This is a genomic window from uncultured Oxalicibacterium sp. (assembly GCF_913776015.1).
Classification (GTDB): Bacteria; Pseudomonadota; Gammaproteobacteria; order Burkholderiales; family Burkholderiaceae_D; genus Oxalicibacterium.
Genome location: NZ_CAJYMD010000029.1, coordinates 21,444 through 39,196, shown reverse-complemented (window position 1 = coordinate 39,196; position 17,753 = coordinate 21,444). Strand labels below are relative to the sequence as shown.

The window sequence follows — 17,753 nt, the reverse complement described above, 5'->3', positions numbered from 1 at the left end:
CGGTCGCTTTGTAATAGCGCCATGCCGGATGGGCCGATCGAGGGCGTCCACTGGTGCACCGGCTGTTCCATGCCGGCCTTGGTCGTAATGCCGTCACCGATCTTGCCGCCACCGTATTGTTCGCCATAGGTGATGACGGGCCAGCCATAGTTTTTGCCGGGTTCGATGCGATTGACTTCATCGCCACCCTGCGGGCCGTGCTCGTGAATCCATAAGCCGCCGTTACTCCCGCGCACCGCGCCCTGGATGTTGCGATGGCCGATGCTCCAGATTTCGGGCAAGGCGCCTTGTGTTTTCACGTAGGGATTGTCGGGTGGCACGCTGCCATCCTTGCGAATGCGCACGATCTTGCCGTGATGATTGTCTAGCGTTTGCGCATCCTGCATGCGATGCGAGCGGTCACCAAGACCGAGAAATAGCGTCCCGTCCGGGTTTTCCACGATGCGGCAGCCGAAGTGCAGCGCGCTGCGGTATTTGGGTTGCTGGCTGAACAGTACCTTTACGTTATCGAGTGCCTTGCCATCGTCGGACAATCTGGCCGACGCCAGCGCGGTCGAGTTGCCGCTGCCACCGGTCTTGTCGTTGGCGGCCTCGCTGTAGCAGAAATAAACGGTGCGATTGGTCGCGAACTTGCTGTCGACGATGATATCGAGCAAGCCGCCCTGTCCACCCGCCTCGATTTTCGGCAAGCCGCTGACGGTGACCAGGGGTTTGCCCGGCTGCACCAGTTGCAGGCGGCCTGGGCGTTCGGTCACCAGCATGTTTTTGTCATCGATGAAGGCAATCGCCCAAGGATGGTTGAGGCCTTTGGCCAGCACTTCGGTACGCAGCTCGAGCGCTTCGGCAGGGAGGACCGCTGCAAACAGAGCAAGACCCATGGCATGGCTGGAAAGTGACAGGCGAGAAGCGCGTGGGAATGAGGCAATGGATGAAGACATGCGAAATCAACCTTTCTCGATAACAACGATAAAGGTGCGGTGCCGTTGAAGCGACACCGCAGGATGCAAACAAGGGTGGTTACGGCACGTTGCGAAAGCGGTGTGCCGAATCATGACGCGGAATCAGGTTGGTGCAGCGCCGTCCTGCAATTCCTTGATGCTGGTGATGGCGTAACCTTTGGCGCTGATCTGTTCGTGCGGATTGTCGATGGCAAAGACTTCGAGCTGGGTTGCATCATCATCGACGTCCACGCTGCGTGTGTCGAGTTCCCAGTCGGTATTGATCGCTTCTTCGGGGATGGTCTTGCCTTCTGGTACGGCAAGATAGGAAAAATGACCTGCATGTTCTGCTCGCTTGTAGATATCGACGCGCATGACGAGATTCCTCCTGAAGTAGTGAACGGTCCTTTGTGACCGCGTTGACAAACAAAGGTTGCGCGGAAAAAGACCTTGCATCTGGTCCATTCCTTGCTACAACGACATGTCCGACAAGAAACTGCGCAGACTTTGGGAGCCATGCGGCTTGTTCTCAGAGTAGGCGATAAAAATGAAAGATGTCGGTGCGTTACGGAATGTCACGTAACATCGGATGCACAAAGAGCGGTGTGCCAAATCCGCACGGAAAGGGAAATGGGATGTTGAAGTACGATTTTTCACTGAGAACCAGAGAAGGTCAATGCCTCAGAAGCATCATCATTGGTGGGCATGATCGACACGACGCCGAACGAAAGTTGCGGCAGGTTTACCGCAATTGCGAAGTGCTGCGCTGCGATATCAAGGGGAATCTTCAGCGCCCCGGCCACGCCAATCACCAGCAGGACGATCTGTTTTCGTTGATGCGCTAAGCGTGAATGCCATCAGAAATGGATGGGTCGGCTTAACCCGCCACGTGTCTTGCGACTCTTTCAAGATGCAAAGAAAGCAATGACATGTTTGCCATGTCGGGATACTTCCGTAAGGCGTTTCATTTGCTGTTAGGCAGGCGCATGCGCTTGCAAGAAAGGTGCGGCAGCGCGTAGGCACTGACTCGCACCGGTGGCAACCGCACATTCTTTCTGATGCTGCTGCACGCGCTACTTCAGGATACGTCGTACGTCGCGTGCCACTTCTTCCGCAGACGCTTCGGCCTTGATGATGGCATCCGCTTTTCCCGAAGGTGCAAACAGATACGAGATCGTCGAGTGGTCGATGGTGTAGGACTCTTTTGTCGGGACCTTTTTGTACACGATGCCAAATGCCTTGGCGGTGTCCTCGATTGTTTTTTCGTCCGAAGTCAGGCCGAGAAAGTCACTGCCGAACGCGGCGGTGTATTCGCGCAGAATCTGCGGTGTATCCCGCGCGGGATCGAGTGATACAAAAATGACCTGCAATCGGTCGGCATCCTTTTCCAGCAACTGTTTGACCATGGCGGCGCGTCCCAATGCCGTCGGACAGACATCGGGGCAATGCACGAAGCCGAAAAACAGCAACACGGCCTTGCCTTTGAAGTCCGAAAGTGACACCTTGTTGCCGTCTGGATCCTGCAGTGTGAAATCGGCGTCCAATGCGCCCTTCAGCTTGACGGATGAGGTCGGCGGCGCGGGACGTTCACAACCGAGAAGAAAAAGCGAAACGAGGAGCGCCAGCACATAAACATGTAGCGACGACGGGGTTTTCGATGTCATGCCGAACGAAACGGGTAGGGCCATGGATTTCCTTTAAGTCTGGTGATTGAGGGGCGGCGCGGCGACCGCCTTGGTTGACACGATGTGGGCAGGCAAGTTTCCGTCACGGCGGTATCGCTTGCCATGGCTCGGCATACATAAGGGACTTCTACGTCGAAATAATTGCCCGTGCCTGTCGCCATCATCAGAAGCGGTGATGCACGCTGAGCTCCACACGTCGCCCCATGCCGTAGAACCACTGGCTGTCGTTGTAATAGGCGGTGGTGAAGTAGGCCTTGTCAAACACGTTAAAGCCGCGCAAGGCAACGGTAGTGGCGCGATCAGCCTTCCATTGCAATGCCAGGTCGGTGGTTGCGTAACCGGGTAGTGTCTTGGTGTTGGCGCGATCCGCATAGCGTTTGCCCACGAAGCGCATGCCGCCACTGAGCAGCCAGTTTGGCTGGACATTCCAGCTCAGCCAGACATTGGCCAGTTTCTCGGCGACGTTGGGTGGTGTCTTGCCATCCAGCACGACGCCATTGAGACTGAAGTCGTCGTACCTTGCATCCAGCACGGTCGCATTGACATCGATTTTCCAGTTTTTGGCGAATGCGAGCGAGAAAGCCGCCTCGATCCCGCGAGAAGATTGTTGCCCTACCTGCACGGGCTGGTTGACCGTGTCGCGCGCAAGCAAATCGTTCTTGCGTATTTCGTACGCAGCCAGCGTCCACTCACCCTTGCGATCGGCAAATGCCTGCTTGATGCCTACTTCAAGTTGCTTGCCCCTGGAAAGATTGAATGCGCTGTTGACAGCCGTAATCATCAGCAACGTGCCGACCGGATCGGCAGCTTCCGCATATTGCCCATACAGCGAGAGATCTGGCGTGACGGCATAGACCGTACCCAGACGCCAGCCGACATTGGTGTAAGTGCGCGCAAAGGCTTGAGTGCCGTTCATCAGATTGGTGCGCGAGACGTCAGCATGGTCGTAGCGCAAGCCGCCGATGACCGACCACTTGTCGGACAATTCGATGCGGTCTTCTGCAAACACCGCGAATTGATCGGCCTTGTTGCGATAGGCAGGAACGGCAACCGAATTGCCATAATTGCCTGCGACCGGATTGAATGGATCGACGCTGGCGGGGTTGGGCGTGCCGCTGTAGCCGTTATTACGATGCTGGAAGCTGCTCGCACTGACATCGACGCCGACCGATACCTGATTCTTCAAACCAAAGACACGATTGCGAAACGTCGCGTCGGTCGTGTTGCCGATCTCGGCCTGATCGTGAAAGATCTCCGTGTCGCCACTGCGATTGATGAGGCCGGTCGCATTGTCGTAAGCGTAATTCTCGGTATTGCGCCAGTGCCGCTTGCTATCGATCAGATACAGCTTGCTGCGTACGGTGACATCGGCGTTGGGTGTCCATTCCATGGCCACTTGTGTCCAGCGATCGTTGAACACGATGCTGCTGTCCGCGACGTTGTAGTTCTGTTCACGCAAGGCGGAAAGCTGGCGACCATTGACTAAAGGCGTACCGAAGTAGCGCATCGGTTCTTGTCGCCCTTGCGCGTGACTGAGCTGGAAATACAAATCCGGTGACACGTCGAGACGCAATGCACCAGAAAAGGTGAGATTGCGTGAATCGCCCCTATTGACCCAGCCATCGGAGCGCTCGCCACTCAGATCGACACGATAAGATAGTTTGTCGTTGATGGCGCCACCGCTACCCAGGCCGAGGCGCTGCGTGTTGTCAGTGCCGACAGTGGCTTGTACTTCGTTCTGTATTACCCCTTGTGTCGGTTTTTTCGGCACGATATTGACGACACCACCAATGGCCCCTTCGCCATAGATGACGGAAGCCGGGCCGCGCAATACTTCGATGTGATCGATCGACCAGGTATCGAACGGAAACGTCACCCCGACGCCGCCATACTGGCGTGTACCGTCATACAGTCGCATGACTGACGTGCTGTCGGTAAAGCCGCGTGCGGACAGCGAACTATTGCCGTTGCCCGGATGCGCCATCGACGTGATGCCCGTGCTGCGCGTGATCGCATCGCTGATATTGCTGTCGCCGCGTTCCTCGATCTGGTCGCGCGTGATGACGTCGATACTGGCAGGTGTTTGCAACGGTGTCAGCTTGAGGCGGCTACCTGTGGTGGCAGGCTGTTGCAGTGCGCCTTGCTGACCGCCTTCGACGGAAATGGTTGGCAGTGTCGTGACCGTGTCGGCAGCAAGCGTATGGGTATGAGCAAGGCCCAGTGCGATGGAAAGCACCAGCGGATGACGGTGAAATGGGATGGTATGCATGAGAATGTTCAAAAAGGATGGGATGGATTTCAGGCGTGGTGGGTGCGCAGCTTCTTGCCGAGGCGTCGCCAACCGATGATCACGCCGGTGATGCTCAGTGCGGCACCGCCAAGACTGAGTGAAATGAGCAGTACGTCCCAGAGTGGACGACGATCCAGCAGGGGCAGCCAGTCCCAGCTATGCAGCATGGCGAACAGCCAGCGGTTGGTGCGACGATAGCTGTCTGTCTTGCCAAGGACGGCGCCGGTTTGCAGGTCGAGATGGACCCAGGTCGCGTAGGGATCGTTGAAGATCAGGCGCAGGATCGGCAGCGGCTTTTCGGTGCCGCCCATCATGGTGTGCGGGTCGCGTGCGTAGTAGTAAAGATCGTAGCGCTCGAGCTTTTCGACCTTGGCTACGGGATATGGCAGCAGCTTGCTACCTGCTGTGATCAACGCCTGCTCATCGATCATGCGTGGCGTGGCTGTCTGACTATCCAGCAATGTGGATGAGCCATTGCCTCCGTAGGCCACGACGGCATTTGCGCCCAAGGTTCGCATCCAGCGCAGCTCGCTGATCGGACTGTCCGTCGCTTTCAGCAGATCGGCAGGTGCGCGATCCAGCGCCGTTAGTGTCAACGTACCGCCCTGCATTTCTGTGGTTCGCAATGGTGCGGCAGCGCTGTCGAAAATCCGCCACGGATTCATCGACATCAGTCCGCTGAAAATCCAGGTGATGGTGATGAGCGCGAACAGCAGTCCGACGATGTGATGCCAGCGCATCATGCCTGTCTGATACGGCGAACGTGAGCCGCTCCGGTAGGGTTTGGCAAAGCGCCATCGCAGGGTGCCGACAACGGTGCCAGTCAATGCCAGTATGGTGCCGCCAATCGATAGCCAGATTACGATGTCGGTCCACCAGTTTTCGAAGACGTTGCCGCGGAATGGATAGAGCCAATGTATCCACGCACCGGCGTAGTTCCAGATGCGCTCGTTGCGCGTGGCATCGCGCACCACTTCCCCTGTCCTGCCGGATACATAGAGCAGCGTGTGATCGGGATCGGCGAGCTGGACCAGATGCAAGGGCCGATGCGCATCCAGCGCGCGCGAATGCGTGAAGGCATCTTCCATTACGGTGCCGTCGTACCGCAGTGGCACGTCTTGACCGGCATAGGCACGGGCCGATGCCATTACCAGGGTTTGATCGACATCCGTCAAGCGCTTGCCTGTCCTGGCATCGACCATGACAACGTCCATCCTTCGAGCCTGCTTCTGGCCGGCAGAAGCAGGCGCCTTCTCCGGTGTGACCAGATAGACCGGTTGGCCGCCTCGTGCATTGGCAAGACGCAGATCCTGCAACGGACCTTGCAGGCCCGCTCTATCGAGAGCTTGCGCCGGCGACAGCAATGCTTCCTGCGCTGCCAGCGCAGGGAGGTGCAGCAGACGCTCCCGTTCGGTCAGCTTCGGATAGCCGACATACATCATGACGACGCCCGAGATGAACCACATTGCAAAGAACAGGCAGGCAACGATGCCGAGCCAGCGGTGAATGAGAAACAGCCAGCGTTTCAAGCGAGTCGAGAGCGTCATGATGATGCTCAGAACGCGATACGCAAGGTGACGTCCGCTGTGCGCGGCGCACCGAGGTACACCGAGTTCGCACTCACACTCGCAGCGTAGATTTCATCCGTGGCATTCTTGATGCGGCCGATGAGCGACACCTTCGGACTGATCTGATAACTCAGTGCGAGATCGAGCAAGGTGTAATGCGGCCAGACCGTGGTGTTGGCTGCATTGCCGTACACCTTGCCGACGCGCCGAATGCCGGCGCTGCCTTTCAGTGCGGATGTGAAGGCATAGGTCGTCCACAGATTGGCCACTGTGGCTGGTGTGCCGCTCGGTGTATTGCCTGCTCTTGAAGCGGTGTCAAAAAATGCGTTGTAGTAGGCATCTACATACGAAAAACTACCTTGCATTGACCAGTTGCGGGTCAGTTCCAGACCGAGCGACAGATCAATACCGTTGGATGTCTGCTTGCCGACCAGCAGTGTGTTGGCACTGTTGGTCGGATCGGTGACGCCAAAATTTTCGCGGGTAATGCTGTAGGCCGCAATAGCCGCATTGCCGCGACCTTGCCAGAAATCGAGCTTGCTGCCGATTTCAATCTGCTTGCCGGTCGTCAGCTCGGTATTCGTGATGGCATTGGCAAAGCTGGCGGTCGAGAGTGAACCCGCTGGTGGATCGGCTGCGGTGGCGTATTGAACATAGGCCATTGCGTTTGGTGTGATATCCCAGACGAGTCCGATACGGCCGGTGACAGGGGTGTAGCTGCGTTGGTAGCTGGCCGGTGCGCTCGCTGATACGGCACGGCGATTGATGAGATCCAGATCGATACGCTCGACGCGTAATGCGGTCACAAGATTCAATGTTGGCACCAGCGCCGTTCGGTTTTCCAGATAGGCGGCAACCGTGGTGATCTTGTTGGTGCGATCCGGGTTGTAGCCAGGCGTCAGTCCGGTTTCATCAAAAAAATTTCCAGTCGTGAAGGCATAGGGATTGACTGTGCTCACAGTGCCAGTAAGGCTATTGGGAAAGCGTGTTTGTTTGTTCAGACTGACATCCAGCCCGAACGACCAGTCACTGCGTTTACCGCCTAGCTCGCTCTTGTAGGTACCATCAATGCGATTGCCAACCAGCCGTTGATCGTGACGCTGCAACAAGGCGCCGGATCGAAGGACCGCAGTGTTCGCGGTATTGAATGTGTAGGTTTCCACATTGCGATAGTCGCGTTGCGCATCATATGCGTAGAAGGTGTTCGTGAAATGCAGCGCATCATTGACTTGCAGATCGGTGATTGAGCGCAACCACTGAACCCGTTGCGCATATTCGCCGTCGGCGCTGTTGTAGTTCTTGAAGCGTGTACCTTCATCAATGCGCAAGGTTCCGACGGTCGGCTTCAGTAAAGGCGTGCCCCAGTAGGGACGATCGACTTGTTCATTCTGATATTCATACGCCAGCGTATGCGTCAGCCCGCGGCCGAGATCCGACAGCAGCGAGGTTGCCAACTGCGTGGACGTTGTCTTGGTGCCGTCGATCCAGCTGCCGGCATCGCGATGATTGAGGTCGATGCGTGCATAGTGCGCCGGGCTGCCCTCTTCACCACCGGCGATGTGGCGGTTCAATCCGATTGAGGCTTCCTTCAGGTTATCGGTGCCGAGTCGGATACGGCCTTCCGAAATATCCTGACGCTGCGCGAGCTTGGTGATGTAGTTGATCGAGCCGCCGATCGCACCTGCACCGTTCAGGAAACTTGATGCGCCCCCGATTGCTTCCACGCGATCGTAAATCCAGCTATCGACCGCACGACTGGCGATCGTATATTTGACATCGATGCCGTTGTAGAGTTGGCTCAATGAGCCGCTGTTGAAGCCGCGATAACTGACACCGATGCTGCCCGGCGCGTTGTGTGCCGTCACGCCGGGAATCGCTTTCAGGATTTCCTGCGTATCGTCGGCACCCCGCGCGTCGATGGTGGCGCGATCGACGATGGTGACTGTGGCCGGTGTTTCTCGCGGTGTCAGCCCGAGGCGGCTACCGGTGGTGGAGGGGGTGTCCAGATTCAGCTTGCTGTTTTCTTGCGCGCCGCGGACTTCCACTACCGGCAGTGTCTGTTTCGTCTCGTTTGTGTCGTCTGCAAATGCTGGCGTGCCGGAAAAGGCGAACGCCAGAAGCACGGCAATGCGTGTTGGCTTGCCTGGATGGGATGGCGTCGTTGTGTGGCGACGAATAAAAGGATGGCCGAGAGCGGTCATGAAAATGCTTTCCTGATGAAATGAATCATTGCCTTGCCGCTGAGCGTGCAAGTGCGAGTGCGAGTGATATCGGCGGCACCATGCCGGCCGATTGCAAAGCGTCAGGAAAACGTGGGTGGCGCGCGCGATCGGGCAGATGCCCAGGCAAACAAGGGGCGATGTGCGCGATAAAACAGGGGTGGATAGTGTGCGGTTGCCGTAACAAGCGGGAAAAACTGCCAGCTTGTTGGCAATAGCGAGACCGTGTGACTGCTCACCCGACAGAAAGGGCAGTCTTCCATGTGCAGAAGATGATCGGTCCCACTGGAATCGCCATGTTCCTCATCGGCCTTCTGTTTGCTGACGTCGATCATGCGCATGCCATCGCTGGCGCAGATTTCCAGCATGACACCCAATACCTTGTCGTTGGCGAGCGCATGGGAAACCGTCGGCGCGAGCGTGCCCAGCAGGATGGCAAACAAAGCCATCCAGACGGTCAGCAGGGAAACACGTCGATGTGTCATCAATCAAAGCGCCGTAATTAACCTAGTGGGACGAATGTCCCTCTTTCATCTTCATCCCCATGTCGGCAGGCACTTGCGCATTTAATGCGCGCACTGGGGCCTGCACCTTGACAGTTTCGCGGGCCTTTTGCGCATTCTCGAACGTCAGCGTGAGCGGGACCGTATCGCCTTCCTTGAGCTGATGCCTGACGTTGAAGAACATCAGGTGATAGCTACCCGGTTTCAATTCGACTGTCTTGCCGGCGGGCAGATCAAGGCCCGTGATCTGCTTCATGCGCATCACATCTCCTTGCATCGACATTTCGTGAATCTCGACGCGCATGTCCGGTGCGCTGACATCGACCAGACGCGTGGCAGTCGGGCTGCTCAACTGCATAAAGGCCCCCGTGGATTTTTGCGAAGCGACGGTGCCGCGCACCCACGGATCGGTTACCTTGACTTGCGCAAGGGACGCGCCGGCAACGGCCAGCAGAAGGGTAGCGAGGGCGAGGCGTTTCATCTATTTCTCCTTGAGATAAAAGTTCAGTGCGAGGTGACGACCGATTTGCGTATGTCGGTACCGCACGGGGAGTGTGCGCATGTCACCGCCGAGGTATCTTGTTTCTGTAATGCCGGAAGCAAAATCAAGCGTTCTTTTGGTGAGGATTGTTCGGACGCCAGCAGGCGAGTTGCAGTCAGGTCCGTAAAAAAGATGACGAGCGCGAGCACATTGAGTGCAATGACAAATTTGCGTTTGGCAGACATGCAGCCTCCTGAAGCGACTTGAACAGGCCACACATGCGCGCCATCAGGCGACGCGTGCGGACGTGTAGTGCGAGATCAGGCGTGTGCGGGAGGCGCGCGCGAAGCGGCGACATTCCAGACGAACTGGCCGCCTGGTGCGTGGTAATAGAGAAGTGGAAGGGTATGAACAGGCTCGATTGTCGCAAGGACGTTGGGCACGACTGGCGGCAATGTCGCGCTGAAGGCGCTGGTCTTGCAGAACGGGCAATGTTCGACATGACCCAGATGCTGGGAGTCCGAGGGCGACACAGGATCGGCATGATCCGTCACCTGAATCATCTTGCTGCCCTGTTCGGTACAGATTTCTACCCATGCCTTGTGCGCGGCATGCGATGCCATCGCATGTGAAATCGCCGGCGCCAATGCGGCCATCAGGATCGCCAGACAGGCGATCCATGCGGCACAGCGATGCATGGTGGCGGTTATTTTCACGATGGGCAAGGCAAGAAGGTTTTTGCGCATGATACGTGCGGATCGGAACGGCAGGCAAGTGGACAAGTTGCCCAAGTAGCATTTCGCTTCGCTGCATGTTGCAACAGGCAAACAATGCAGGCACACGTTAAGCTTTGTCTTTTGTCAGGAGCTGGCATGAACGCGACTTCAATCACGCAGTATCGTCACCCCGTCGAACCCGAAAAAGCCTATCGCCTGCTCAACCACGGCCCGACAGTGCTGGTCAGTGCAGCACATGATGGCAAGCGCAACATCATGGCGGCAGCCTGGGCCATGCCCCTGGATTTCAAACCGGGCAAGGTCGCCATAGTGATCGACAAGAGCACCTACACGCGCGGCTTACTCGAAGCTTCCGGCGAATTCGCCTTGCAAGTGCCGACGGTTGCCTTGGCGGACTTGACGGAAACGCTAGGCAGCAGTTCGGGGAGCGCACTGGCACAGGAAGGAAGCGACAAGTTTGCAGCCTACGGCCTGACGACTTTTGAGGGGAAGGTGACAAAGGCACCATTGATCGAGAGCTGTGTGGCGTGGCTGGAATGTCGTCTGTATCCCGAGCCGCATATCCAGCAAACCTACGATCTGTTTCTCGGCGAAATCCTGCATGCGCAAGCCGATACGCGTGTTTTCAGCAATGGTCGCTGGCATTTCGACGGACACGACGATCTGCGGACGATTCATCATGTCGCCGGCGGACATTTCATCACGGCCGGTGCGGCGATCGATGCGAAGGCGCTGCCGCGGGTGCGTTGAAAAGAGGCAATTTGCTTGTCGCCTCGGCTAATTTCTCATCTCAACCGATTTATCGCTTTTTACTATCTTCCGCATAGTCGAGCGAGATGCTCAACACGCTTTTTATCAGTCCGTGGTGGACACGTTCTTCCAGTTTGACGATTTCAGGCGTAGCGTACGCATCGGTTGAAAAACTGTGAGCCAACTCAATACATTAAGGGAAGACTCATTTTCTGAGCCACGAAAAGAGGTATGGTGATGTTGTCGAAATCACTATTTTTTCATCATGACGGCTCCCATTTCACCTCGCATCCTTTTGATAGTCGCTGCGCTTCTTGCTCTGACACTGATCGTATCTTTTGGCATCACGCACGACCGCCTGACCTGGCTGATGGAAGTCATGCCTGTGCTGATCGTCGTACCCGTGCTGGCATGGACATACAAGCGCTTTCCGCTGACCGGCCTGCTCTACTTCCTGATTTTCCTGCATGCCCTGATCCTGATTGTAGGCGGCACGTACACCTACGCGCATGTACCGATCGGTTTCGTGGTGCAGGACTGGTTCGATCTGGCGCGCAATCCCTACGACAAGCTCGGTCACTTCTGGCAAGGCTTGGTGCCGGCACTGGTGGCGAAAGAGATCCTCGTGCGGAATGGACATGTAACAGGGCGCAAGATGGTGGTGTTTCTTTCTCTTTGTGTGGCGATGGCGATTAGTGCCTGGTATGAGCTGATTGAATGGTGGGCGGCCCTCATCATGGGCCAAGGTGCGGACGAGTTTCTTGGCTTGCAGGGCGATGAATGGGATACGCAATCCGACATGTGGTTTGCCTGCATGGGTGCGCTGTTTGCGCTGCTGATTCTGCGACGCTGGCATGATAGGCAGATTGCCCGTCTGGCATCTCGGAACTGATGTCCTGCATTGCTGTCGCAGAAAAAGAGCGGCGACTCAACGAGGTCGCTGCCGCAACCCGATACAGGAGGAGAACATGACAGCCCGCAACACGCGTTCTACCATCATCCCCGGCATGCGCTATCGCGATGCTGCTGCTGCCATCGATTGGCTCTGCAAGGCATTCGGCTTCGAAGTGGATGATGTTTACAAGAATCCCGACGGCACCATCATCCACGCGCAACTGACCTTCGGTAACGGCATGATCATGATCGGATCGGTGCGCAACGAAACCGATTTCGATGCCTTCATCAAGCAGCCGGATGAAATCGGCGGTTTCGAGACGCAAAGTGCCTATCTGGTGGTGGAAGATGCACAGGCGATGTATGAACGTGCCAAGGCAGCCGGTGCGCAGATCGTGGTCGAACTGAAATTCGAGGATTACGGAGGTCAGGGCTTCAGTTGCCGTGATCCCGAAGGACGCTTGTGGAACTTTGGCACCTACGATCCTTGGGTTTGATAGGCGGCCGCGAGCGATTCATGTGAAAATGCCGGCTTCGTGCCGGTTTTTCACGATCGGTCCCCGATTTCCATTTTGAGTACATGTACGATCATGAGTGACGATTTCAAACCGAAAAGCATTTCCCGCCAGACTTCCAAGGAACCCGATCCGAACCAGAAATTCTGGGATGCGGCGGACGACTTCATCCGTCTGGCCAACGAAGCCTGCAAGACGGCCGACCGCGGTCAGGTCTGTGCAGCCATCATGTATGCCGCTGCGCGTTTCAATGCCTTTGCCGCATCGGTCGATGCCCCGAATCTGGACGTCTTCAAGAAGGAAACCGATCCAGCCATCAAGTATTTCCGTGGTGAATTCGAAAAGATGCTGCGCGAAAACCTGCGTGATTACACGGAAAATTTCCACAAATATCATCCTGAAAAGAATCAGTGATCGCCGTATCATGCGACCAATAAAAAAGCCCCGACACTCTCATGCAGTTCGGGGCTTTTTTGTGAGCGGGATCGCTGGCAGCAATTTTTTCTTCAACGTGCCAGTGCGCGACGGCGCACGGACGGTTGGAAGATCGCGGGGCAGTATCGGTAAGAAAAAATCAGGCCGATTTGGCCACGATGTTGAAGTGCTCGACTGCTGGCGGTGCAGCGAAGAACGGGCCGACGATGCCGCGCCATTCCTGAAAAGCAGGCGATTCGCGGAAATCGACGGTGTGGTTTTCCAGCGTTTCCCAGTAAATCTGGACGACGTAGCGCTCTGGAGATTCGATGCCCTTGTTGATGGCGTGGCCCTTGTAACCCTTGGCCTTGCCGATGACGGTGGTCAGGCCGCGCTGCACGGCTTCGTCGAATTCGGCCTGTTTGCCGGGTTGGATGCGGATGTCTACGAGTTCGAGAATCATGTGGGTTCCTGTCGAAAAATGCGGGATGCGCGATTATGACATTGTTGGCCGATGCCACGCTGCGTAACCTTTGTTGCTCTCGTGCGTTGAACCTGCATGTGTCACCACCAACGGGCAGCAATGCATCGATGTGACATGCCTCTGGAGAAGAAGAATGAAAGCAAACAGATTCGCCACCGCCATGCTGCTGGCAGCCACGCTGGTGGCGGGCAGTGTACATGCCGAGCAGATCGGCGAAGTAAGCACGGTATTCCGTTTTCTTGGCAAGAACGATCGCATCGTGATCGAAGCCTATGACGATCCCAAGGTACACGGCATTACCTGCTTTGTCTCGCGTGCACGCACGGGTGGCATTAGCGGCACTGTCGGTCTGGCAGAAGATAAATCCGATGCATCGATTGCCTGCCGTCAGGTGGGTGACACGCTGCAATTCAAGGGCAAGTTGCCGCAGCAGGAAAACGTGTTTTCCGAGCGCACGTCCATTCTCTTCAAGCGGCTGCACATCGTTCGCGTGGTGGACCCGGCACGAAATACACTGGTTTACCTGACCTATTCCGACAAGCTCATCGATGGCAGTCCTCAGAATGCCGTGACGGCGGTGCCGGTACCACGCAGCAATCCGATTCCATTTGCCAAATAAGAGGCGACGATGCCTGACGGTTCATCCCAATCACGTCCGGACGCCATCGTATTGGCCTCGTATGTGCTGGCAGCGCTGGCACTGTTCGTGGTGCTGCATCAGGGCTTGCTGGCCGCCCTGTTCTCCGGCCTGCTGGTGTATTCGCTGGTGCAATTGTTGGCGCCGCGCCTGGGCCGTAAGCTGGTCGGCCGGCGTGCGCGCATGTTTGTCGTCGCCTTGCTCAGTGCCTTGATCGTTACGGTGTTGACTGCGCTGATCTGGGCGGGCGTGACCTATTTGCGTAGCGATGTCGGCAGCGTGCAGGTGCTGTTCAAGAAATTGGCCGATGTCATCGATGCCACGCGCGGGCAGATTCCGGACTGGCTGGCCGCTTATGTGCCAGTCGATGCCGAAGCATTGCGCACGATGGTGGTGGACTGGCTGCATGCGCATACGCTGGAAGCGCGCACCATCGGCGCCACCGCTGGTCGCATCCTCGCACACATCCTGATTGGCATGATCATCGGTGCGATGGCCGCGCTGTACGATACGACGACGCAGCCGGTGTTTCGTCCGTTGGCCGCCGCCCTGCACGCGCGCGTGGTGACCTTGCATGTCGCATTTCGCAACGTGGTATTTGCGCAGGTACGCATTGCCGCCATCAACGCCGTGTTGACCGGCATCTATCTGCTGGTGATCCTGCCCTTGTGCGATGTCCATCTGCCGCTACGCAAAACCATGGTCGCGGTGACCTTTCTGGTCGGCTTGCTGCCGGTAATCGGCAATCTGGTATCGAATACGATTCTGGTGGTGATTGGTCTCTCGCATTCGCTGCACATCGCGTTGATTTCGCTGTTGTTCCTGATTGGTATTCACAAGCTGGAATACTTTCTCAACGCGCGCATCATCGGTCATCACATCGATGCCAAGACCTGGGAATTACTGGCGGCGATGCTGGTTATGGAATCGATGTTCGGTATTCCGGGACTGATTGCGGCACCGGTTTTTTATGCTTACATCAAACGCGAACTGGCTGTGCGCGGCCTCGTGTAAGTGTTCAGCGTGCTGAGCGATGCTTGAGCCACGCGGTGACGCCGTCGCCCGCACGGCGGCCACTGGCGAAGCAGGCAGTGAGCAAATAGCCGCCGGTCGGGGCTTCCCAGTCCAGCATTTCGCCTGCGCAGAAAACGCCAGGCATGGCGTGCGCCATCAAGTTTTCGTCCAGCGATTCGAACAACACGCCACCGGCGCTGCTGATGACTTCGTCAATCGGCCGCGTTGCAACGAGCGTCAGTGGCAGTGCCTTGATGGCAGCAGCCAATTGATGAGGATCGGCAAAGGCTTCCTTGCTCAAGACTTCGCGCAACAAACCGCTCTTGACGCCCGTGATGCCGACCTTGCTTTGCAGATGGCTGGATAAGGAGCGTGCGCCACGCGGTTGACTGACTTCATCCAGCACGCGTTCGGCCGATTTGCCCGGCGCCAGATCCAGCGTTAGTGTGGCGTGGCCGTCAAGGTCAATCCGATCACGCAGGAAAGCAGACAGTGCATAGATCAGGCCGCCTTCGATGCCGCTTTCGCTGATGACACATTCACCTTGCCGCGTGTGCAGTTGTTCCCTGGTATCCGTGCAACGGGCGATCACGGATTTCAATGGTTGCCCGGCAAAGCGGCTACGGAAATGTTCGCTCCAAGCGATATCGAAACCGCAGTTGGCCGGTTTGAGCGGTGTGCTCGCGATACCTGCATCCAGCAGCAATGGCAGCCATGCGCCATCCGATCCCAATCGCGCCCAACTACCGCCGCCAAGTGCCAATACAACGGCATTGGCTTGCACATGGCGTTCACCGTCAGGCGTGGCAAAACGCAATGCCTGGTGCTCGTCCCAGCCCATCCAGCGATGCCGCATGTGGAATTGCACGCCACTTTCACGCAGACGTTTGAGCCAGGCGCGCAGCAAGGGCGCAGCTTTCATATCGGTCGGGAAGACGCGCTGCGAGCTGCCGACGAAGGTATCGATGCCCAGTCCCTTTGTCCAGTCGCGTACCGCATCTGCACCGAAGGCATGCAGCATGGGTGTAAGCGTGGCGCTGCGTTGACCATAGCGCGCGTGAAATTGCGCGCTCGGTTCCGCATGCGTGAGGTTCATGCCGCCTTTGCCAGCGAGTAGAAACTTGCGCCCTACCGAAGGCATTGCATCGTATAGATGCACTGCATGGCCGCTGGCAGAAATGGTTTCCGCCGCCATCAAGCCTGCCGGGCCGCCACCGATGATGGCAACGTCGCAATGTTCTGTCGTGTACGTCATTGCCTGCATGGTTTAACCGGCATCGTTGAGCCGATACGGGATGTGACCAAGGATGACGTGGAAAGATAGACGCAGCGCATGAAAAAAGAGAAAGCTTTGGAAAGCGCCATTTTATCAAGCGCCCTCAATGCAGGCTCGGCGATAATGACGACTTGTTGAATTGAGCGAATCGGAAATCGTCATGAGTGTCGCGCGTTGCACCTGGGTGAATCTGGCCAATCCCTTGTATGTCCGCTACCACGATGAAGAATGGGGCGTACCGTGTCATGACGAGCTCAAGTTGTTCGAACTCTTGAATCTGGAAGGCGCACAGGCTGGTCTGAGCTGGATCACCATCCTCAACAAGCGCGAAAATTATCGTGCGGCTTTTGATGAATGGGATGCAGAAAGAATCGCCCGTTACGACGATGCCAAGGTAGCTGAATTACTCGCCAATCCCGGCATCGTGCGCAATCGCCTGAAGGTGGCGGCAACCATCACCAATGCGCAAGCGTATCTGCGTTTACGCGATGACCTCGGTGGACTCGATCCCTTTTTGTGGGCCTATGTGGATGGCAAGCCGATCCTGAATACGCGTGAACACACGTCTGAAACGCCGGCCCGTACCGAATTGTCGGATCGCTTGTCCAAGGATCTGGGCAAGCGTGGCTTCAAATTCGTCGGCTCGACCATCGTCTACGCTTACATGCAGGCGATCGGCATGGTCAACGATCATGCGCGCGATTGCTACTTGCACAAGAAGAAATGAGGAAAGTCAGCGCTTGATTGCCGGACGGCAGGATGGTCATTCGCTTTGGAACGGCTACTGGTAGAGCAGGAAAAGGGAAAAAAGGGCAAAAAAAAGCCCGCTAAAGAGAGCGGGCTGAATCTATATCAAAGGAGGAGACATAGAGGAGACAACTGAAGTATAGGGATCGGCATGTTTACAAGCCAATTTCCATTTCTGATATCCGATATTCACAATTCAAATAACTTGATCGGTTACAGATTGGTGATTCAGTTGCCTACAAAATGCTTCCTGAAGGCTGTCGGCGGACAAGCAAAAAAAAGCCCGCTCGGTGGAGCGGGCTAAATCTATATCAAAGGAGGAGACATAGAGGAGACAACTGAAGTATAGGGATGGCAAGGTTTACAAGCCAATTTCCTTTTGCCATATCAGTTATCGAAATAGTGAATAACGTAATGCAATATTGGCATGCTCAAGTTGTCGCTTTTTTGTCTCTTTGAAAGTTCTCTTCTAGAGTGAATGGCATCTTGATGGGAAAAATATTCTTTTCGGCAAGATATTTGTTGCTTTACGGGTAATTGCCGGTCTTCTGAGTGTTGATGCTGCAGATCTTAATCAGGGAAGATTTGGAGCAAATGCGAC

Annotated in this window: 20 protein-coding genes; 7 read left to right on the top strand and 13 right to left on the bottom strand. The window is 56.3% G+C overall.

Features of this window, described 5'->3' with window-relative positions; genetic code table 11:
* The 11 genes from QZ725_RS04595 to QZ725_RS04545 form a co-directional block, all read right to left on the bottom strand.
* On the bottom strand, positions 1-878 hold an 878-nt coding region (locus tag QZ725_RS04595), incomplete at its 3' end, for a PQQ-dependent sugar dehydrogenase (protein ID WP_293776747.1).
* Between the two features lie 183 nt (positions 879-1,061).
* Positions 1,062-1,313: a DUF6139 family protein gene (locus QZ725_RS04590; protein ID WP_293776741.1), complete on the bottom strand. Its 252-nt coding sequence runs from the start codon at positions 1,311-1,313 to the stop codon at positions 1,062-1,064.
* A gap of 278 nt (positions 1,314-1,591) precedes the next feature.
* Positions 1,592-1,741 (bottom strand): hypothetical protein, encoded by a 150-nt coding sequence (locus QZ725_RS04585; protein WP_293776738.1) that lies wholly within the window; start codon positions 1,739-1,741, stop codon positions 1,592-1,594.
* Between the two features lie 270 nt (positions 1,742-2,011).
* Positions 2,012-2,626 carry an SCO family protein gene (locus QZ725_RS04580; protein ID WP_293776735.1) on the bottom strand — a complete coding sequence of 205 codons (615 nt, stop codon included), beginning with the start codon at positions 2,624-2,626 and terminating at the stop codon, positions 2,012-2,014.
* Positions 2,627-2,786: 160 nt separating this feature from the next.
* On the bottom strand, positions 2,787-4,892 hold the full coding sequence (locus QZ725_RS04575; RefSeq protein ID WP_293776732.1) for a TonB-dependent receptor: 2,106 nt from the start codon (positions 4,890-4,892) through the stop codon (positions 2,787-2,789).
* Between the two features lie 29 nt (positions 4,893-4,921).
* The gene (locus QZ725_RS04570; protein WP_293776730.1) at positions 4,922-6,460 is read right to left on the bottom strand and encodes a PepSY domain-containing protein; all 1,539 of its coding nucleotides are present in this window, start codon (positions 6,458-6,460) and stop codon (positions 4,922-4,924) included.
* 8 nt (positions 6,461-6,468) lie between these two features.
* The gene (locus QZ725_RS04565) at positions 6,469-8,682 is read right to left on the bottom strand and encodes a TonB-dependent receptor (protein WP_293776728.1); all 2,214 of its coding nucleotides are present in this window, start codon (positions 8,680-8,682) and stop codon (positions 6,469-6,471) included.
* 101 nt (positions 8,683-8,783) lie between these two features.
* On the bottom strand, positions 8,784-9,185 hold the full coding sequence (locus tag QZ725_RS04560) for a DUF2946 domain-containing protein (protein WP_293776725.1): 402 nt from the start codon (positions 9,183-9,185) through the stop codon (positions 8,784-8,786).
* Between the two features lie 22 nt (positions 9,186-9,207).
* A complete protein-coding gene (locus QZ725_RS04555; protein WP_293776722.1) occupies positions 9,208-9,684 on the bottom strand; it encodes a copper chaperone PCu(A)C in 477 nt (158 codons plus the stop codon).
* Positions 9,685-9,707: 23 nt separating this feature from the next.
* Positions 9,708-9,929 (bottom strand): hypothetical protein, encoded by a 222-nt coding sequence (locus QZ725_RS04550; RefSeq protein WP_293776720.1) that lies wholly within the window; start codon positions 9,927-9,929, stop codon positions 9,708-9,710.
* 75 nt (positions 9,930-10,004) lie between these two features.
* Positions 10,005-10,400: a DUF2946 domain-containing protein gene (locus QZ725_RS04545; protein ID WP_293776717.1), complete on the bottom strand. Its 396-nt coding sequence runs from the start codon at positions 10,398-10,400 to the stop codon at positions 10,005-10,007.
* A 156-nt stretch (positions 10,401-10,556) separates the two neighbouring features.
* On the opposite strand from QZ725_RS04545, the gene QZ725_RS04540 reads away from it, so the two are divergent.
* From QZ725_RS04540 to QZ725_RS04525, 4 genes are all read left to right on the top strand, one after another.
* Positions 10,557-11,171 (top strand): flavin reductase family protein, encoded by a 615-nt coding sequence (locus QZ725_RS04540; protein WP_293776714.1) that lies wholly within the window; start codon positions 10,557-10,559, stop codon positions 11,169-11,171.
* A 265-nt stretch (positions 11,172-11,436) separates the two neighbouring features.
* Positions 11,437-12,063, top strand: coding sequence for a DUF2238 domain-containing protein (locus QZ725_RS04535; RefSeq protein ID WP_293776711.1), 627 nt, complete (start codon positions 11,437-11,439; stop codon positions 12,061-12,063).
* 76 nt (positions 12,064-12,139) lie between these two features.
* The gene (locus tag QZ725_RS04530; RefSeq protein ID WP_293776709.1) at positions 12,140-12,562 is read left to right on the top strand and encodes a VOC family protein; all 423 of its coding nucleotides are present in this window, start codon (positions 12,140-12,142) and stop codon (positions 12,560-12,562) included.
* 93 nt (positions 12,563-12,655) lie between these two features.
* Entirely contained in the window at positions 12,656-12,994 is a 339-nt protein-coding gene (locus tag QZ725_RS04525) for a DUF3144 domain-containing protein (protein ID WP_293776707.1), read from the top strand.
* 160 nt (positions 12,995-13,154) lie between these two features.
* On the opposite strand, the gene QZ725_RS04520 is transcribed toward QZ725_RS04525, so the two are convergent.
* On the bottom strand, positions 13,155-13,457 hold the full coding sequence (locus QZ725_RS04520) for an antibiotic biosynthesis monooxygenase (RefSeq protein ID WP_293776704.1): 303 nt from the start codon (positions 13,455-13,457) through the stop codon (positions 13,155-13,157).
* Between the two features lie 181 nt (positions 13,458-13,638).
* On the opposite strand from QZ725_RS04520, the gene QZ725_RS04515 reads away from it, so the two are divergent.
* On the top strand, positions 13,639-14,097 hold the full coding sequence (locus QZ725_RS04515; RefSeq protein ID WP_293776744.1) for a CreA family protein: 459 nt from the start codon (positions 13,639-13,641) through the stop codon (positions 14,095-14,097).
* A gap of 9 nt (positions 14,098-14,106) precedes the next feature.
* Positions 14,107-15,129, top strand: coding sequence for an AI-2E family transporter (locus QZ725_RS04510; RefSeq protein ID WP_293776701.1), 1,023 nt, complete (start codon positions 14,107-14,109; stop codon positions 15,127-15,129).
* A gap of 4 nt (positions 15,130-15,133) precedes the next feature.
* On the opposite strand, the gene QZ725_RS04505 is transcribed toward QZ725_RS04510, so the two are convergent.
* The gene (locus QZ725_RS04505) at positions 15,134-16,393 is read right to left on the bottom strand and encodes a TIGR03862 family flavoprotein (protein ID WP_293776699.1); all 1,260 of its coding nucleotides are present in this window, start codon (positions 16,391-16,393) and stop codon (positions 15,134-15,136) included.
* Between the two features lie 172 nt (positions 16,394-16,565).
* Between QZ725_RS04505 and QZ725_RS04500 the strand changes: the two genes are divergently transcribed.
* On the top strand, positions 16,566-17,132 hold the full coding sequence (locus tag QZ725_RS04500; protein ID WP_293776697.1) for a DNA-3-methyladenine glycosylase I: 567 nt from the start codon (positions 16,566-16,568) through the stop codon (positions 17,130-17,132).
* The last annotated feature ends 621 nt before the right edge of the window (positions 17,133-17,753 follow it).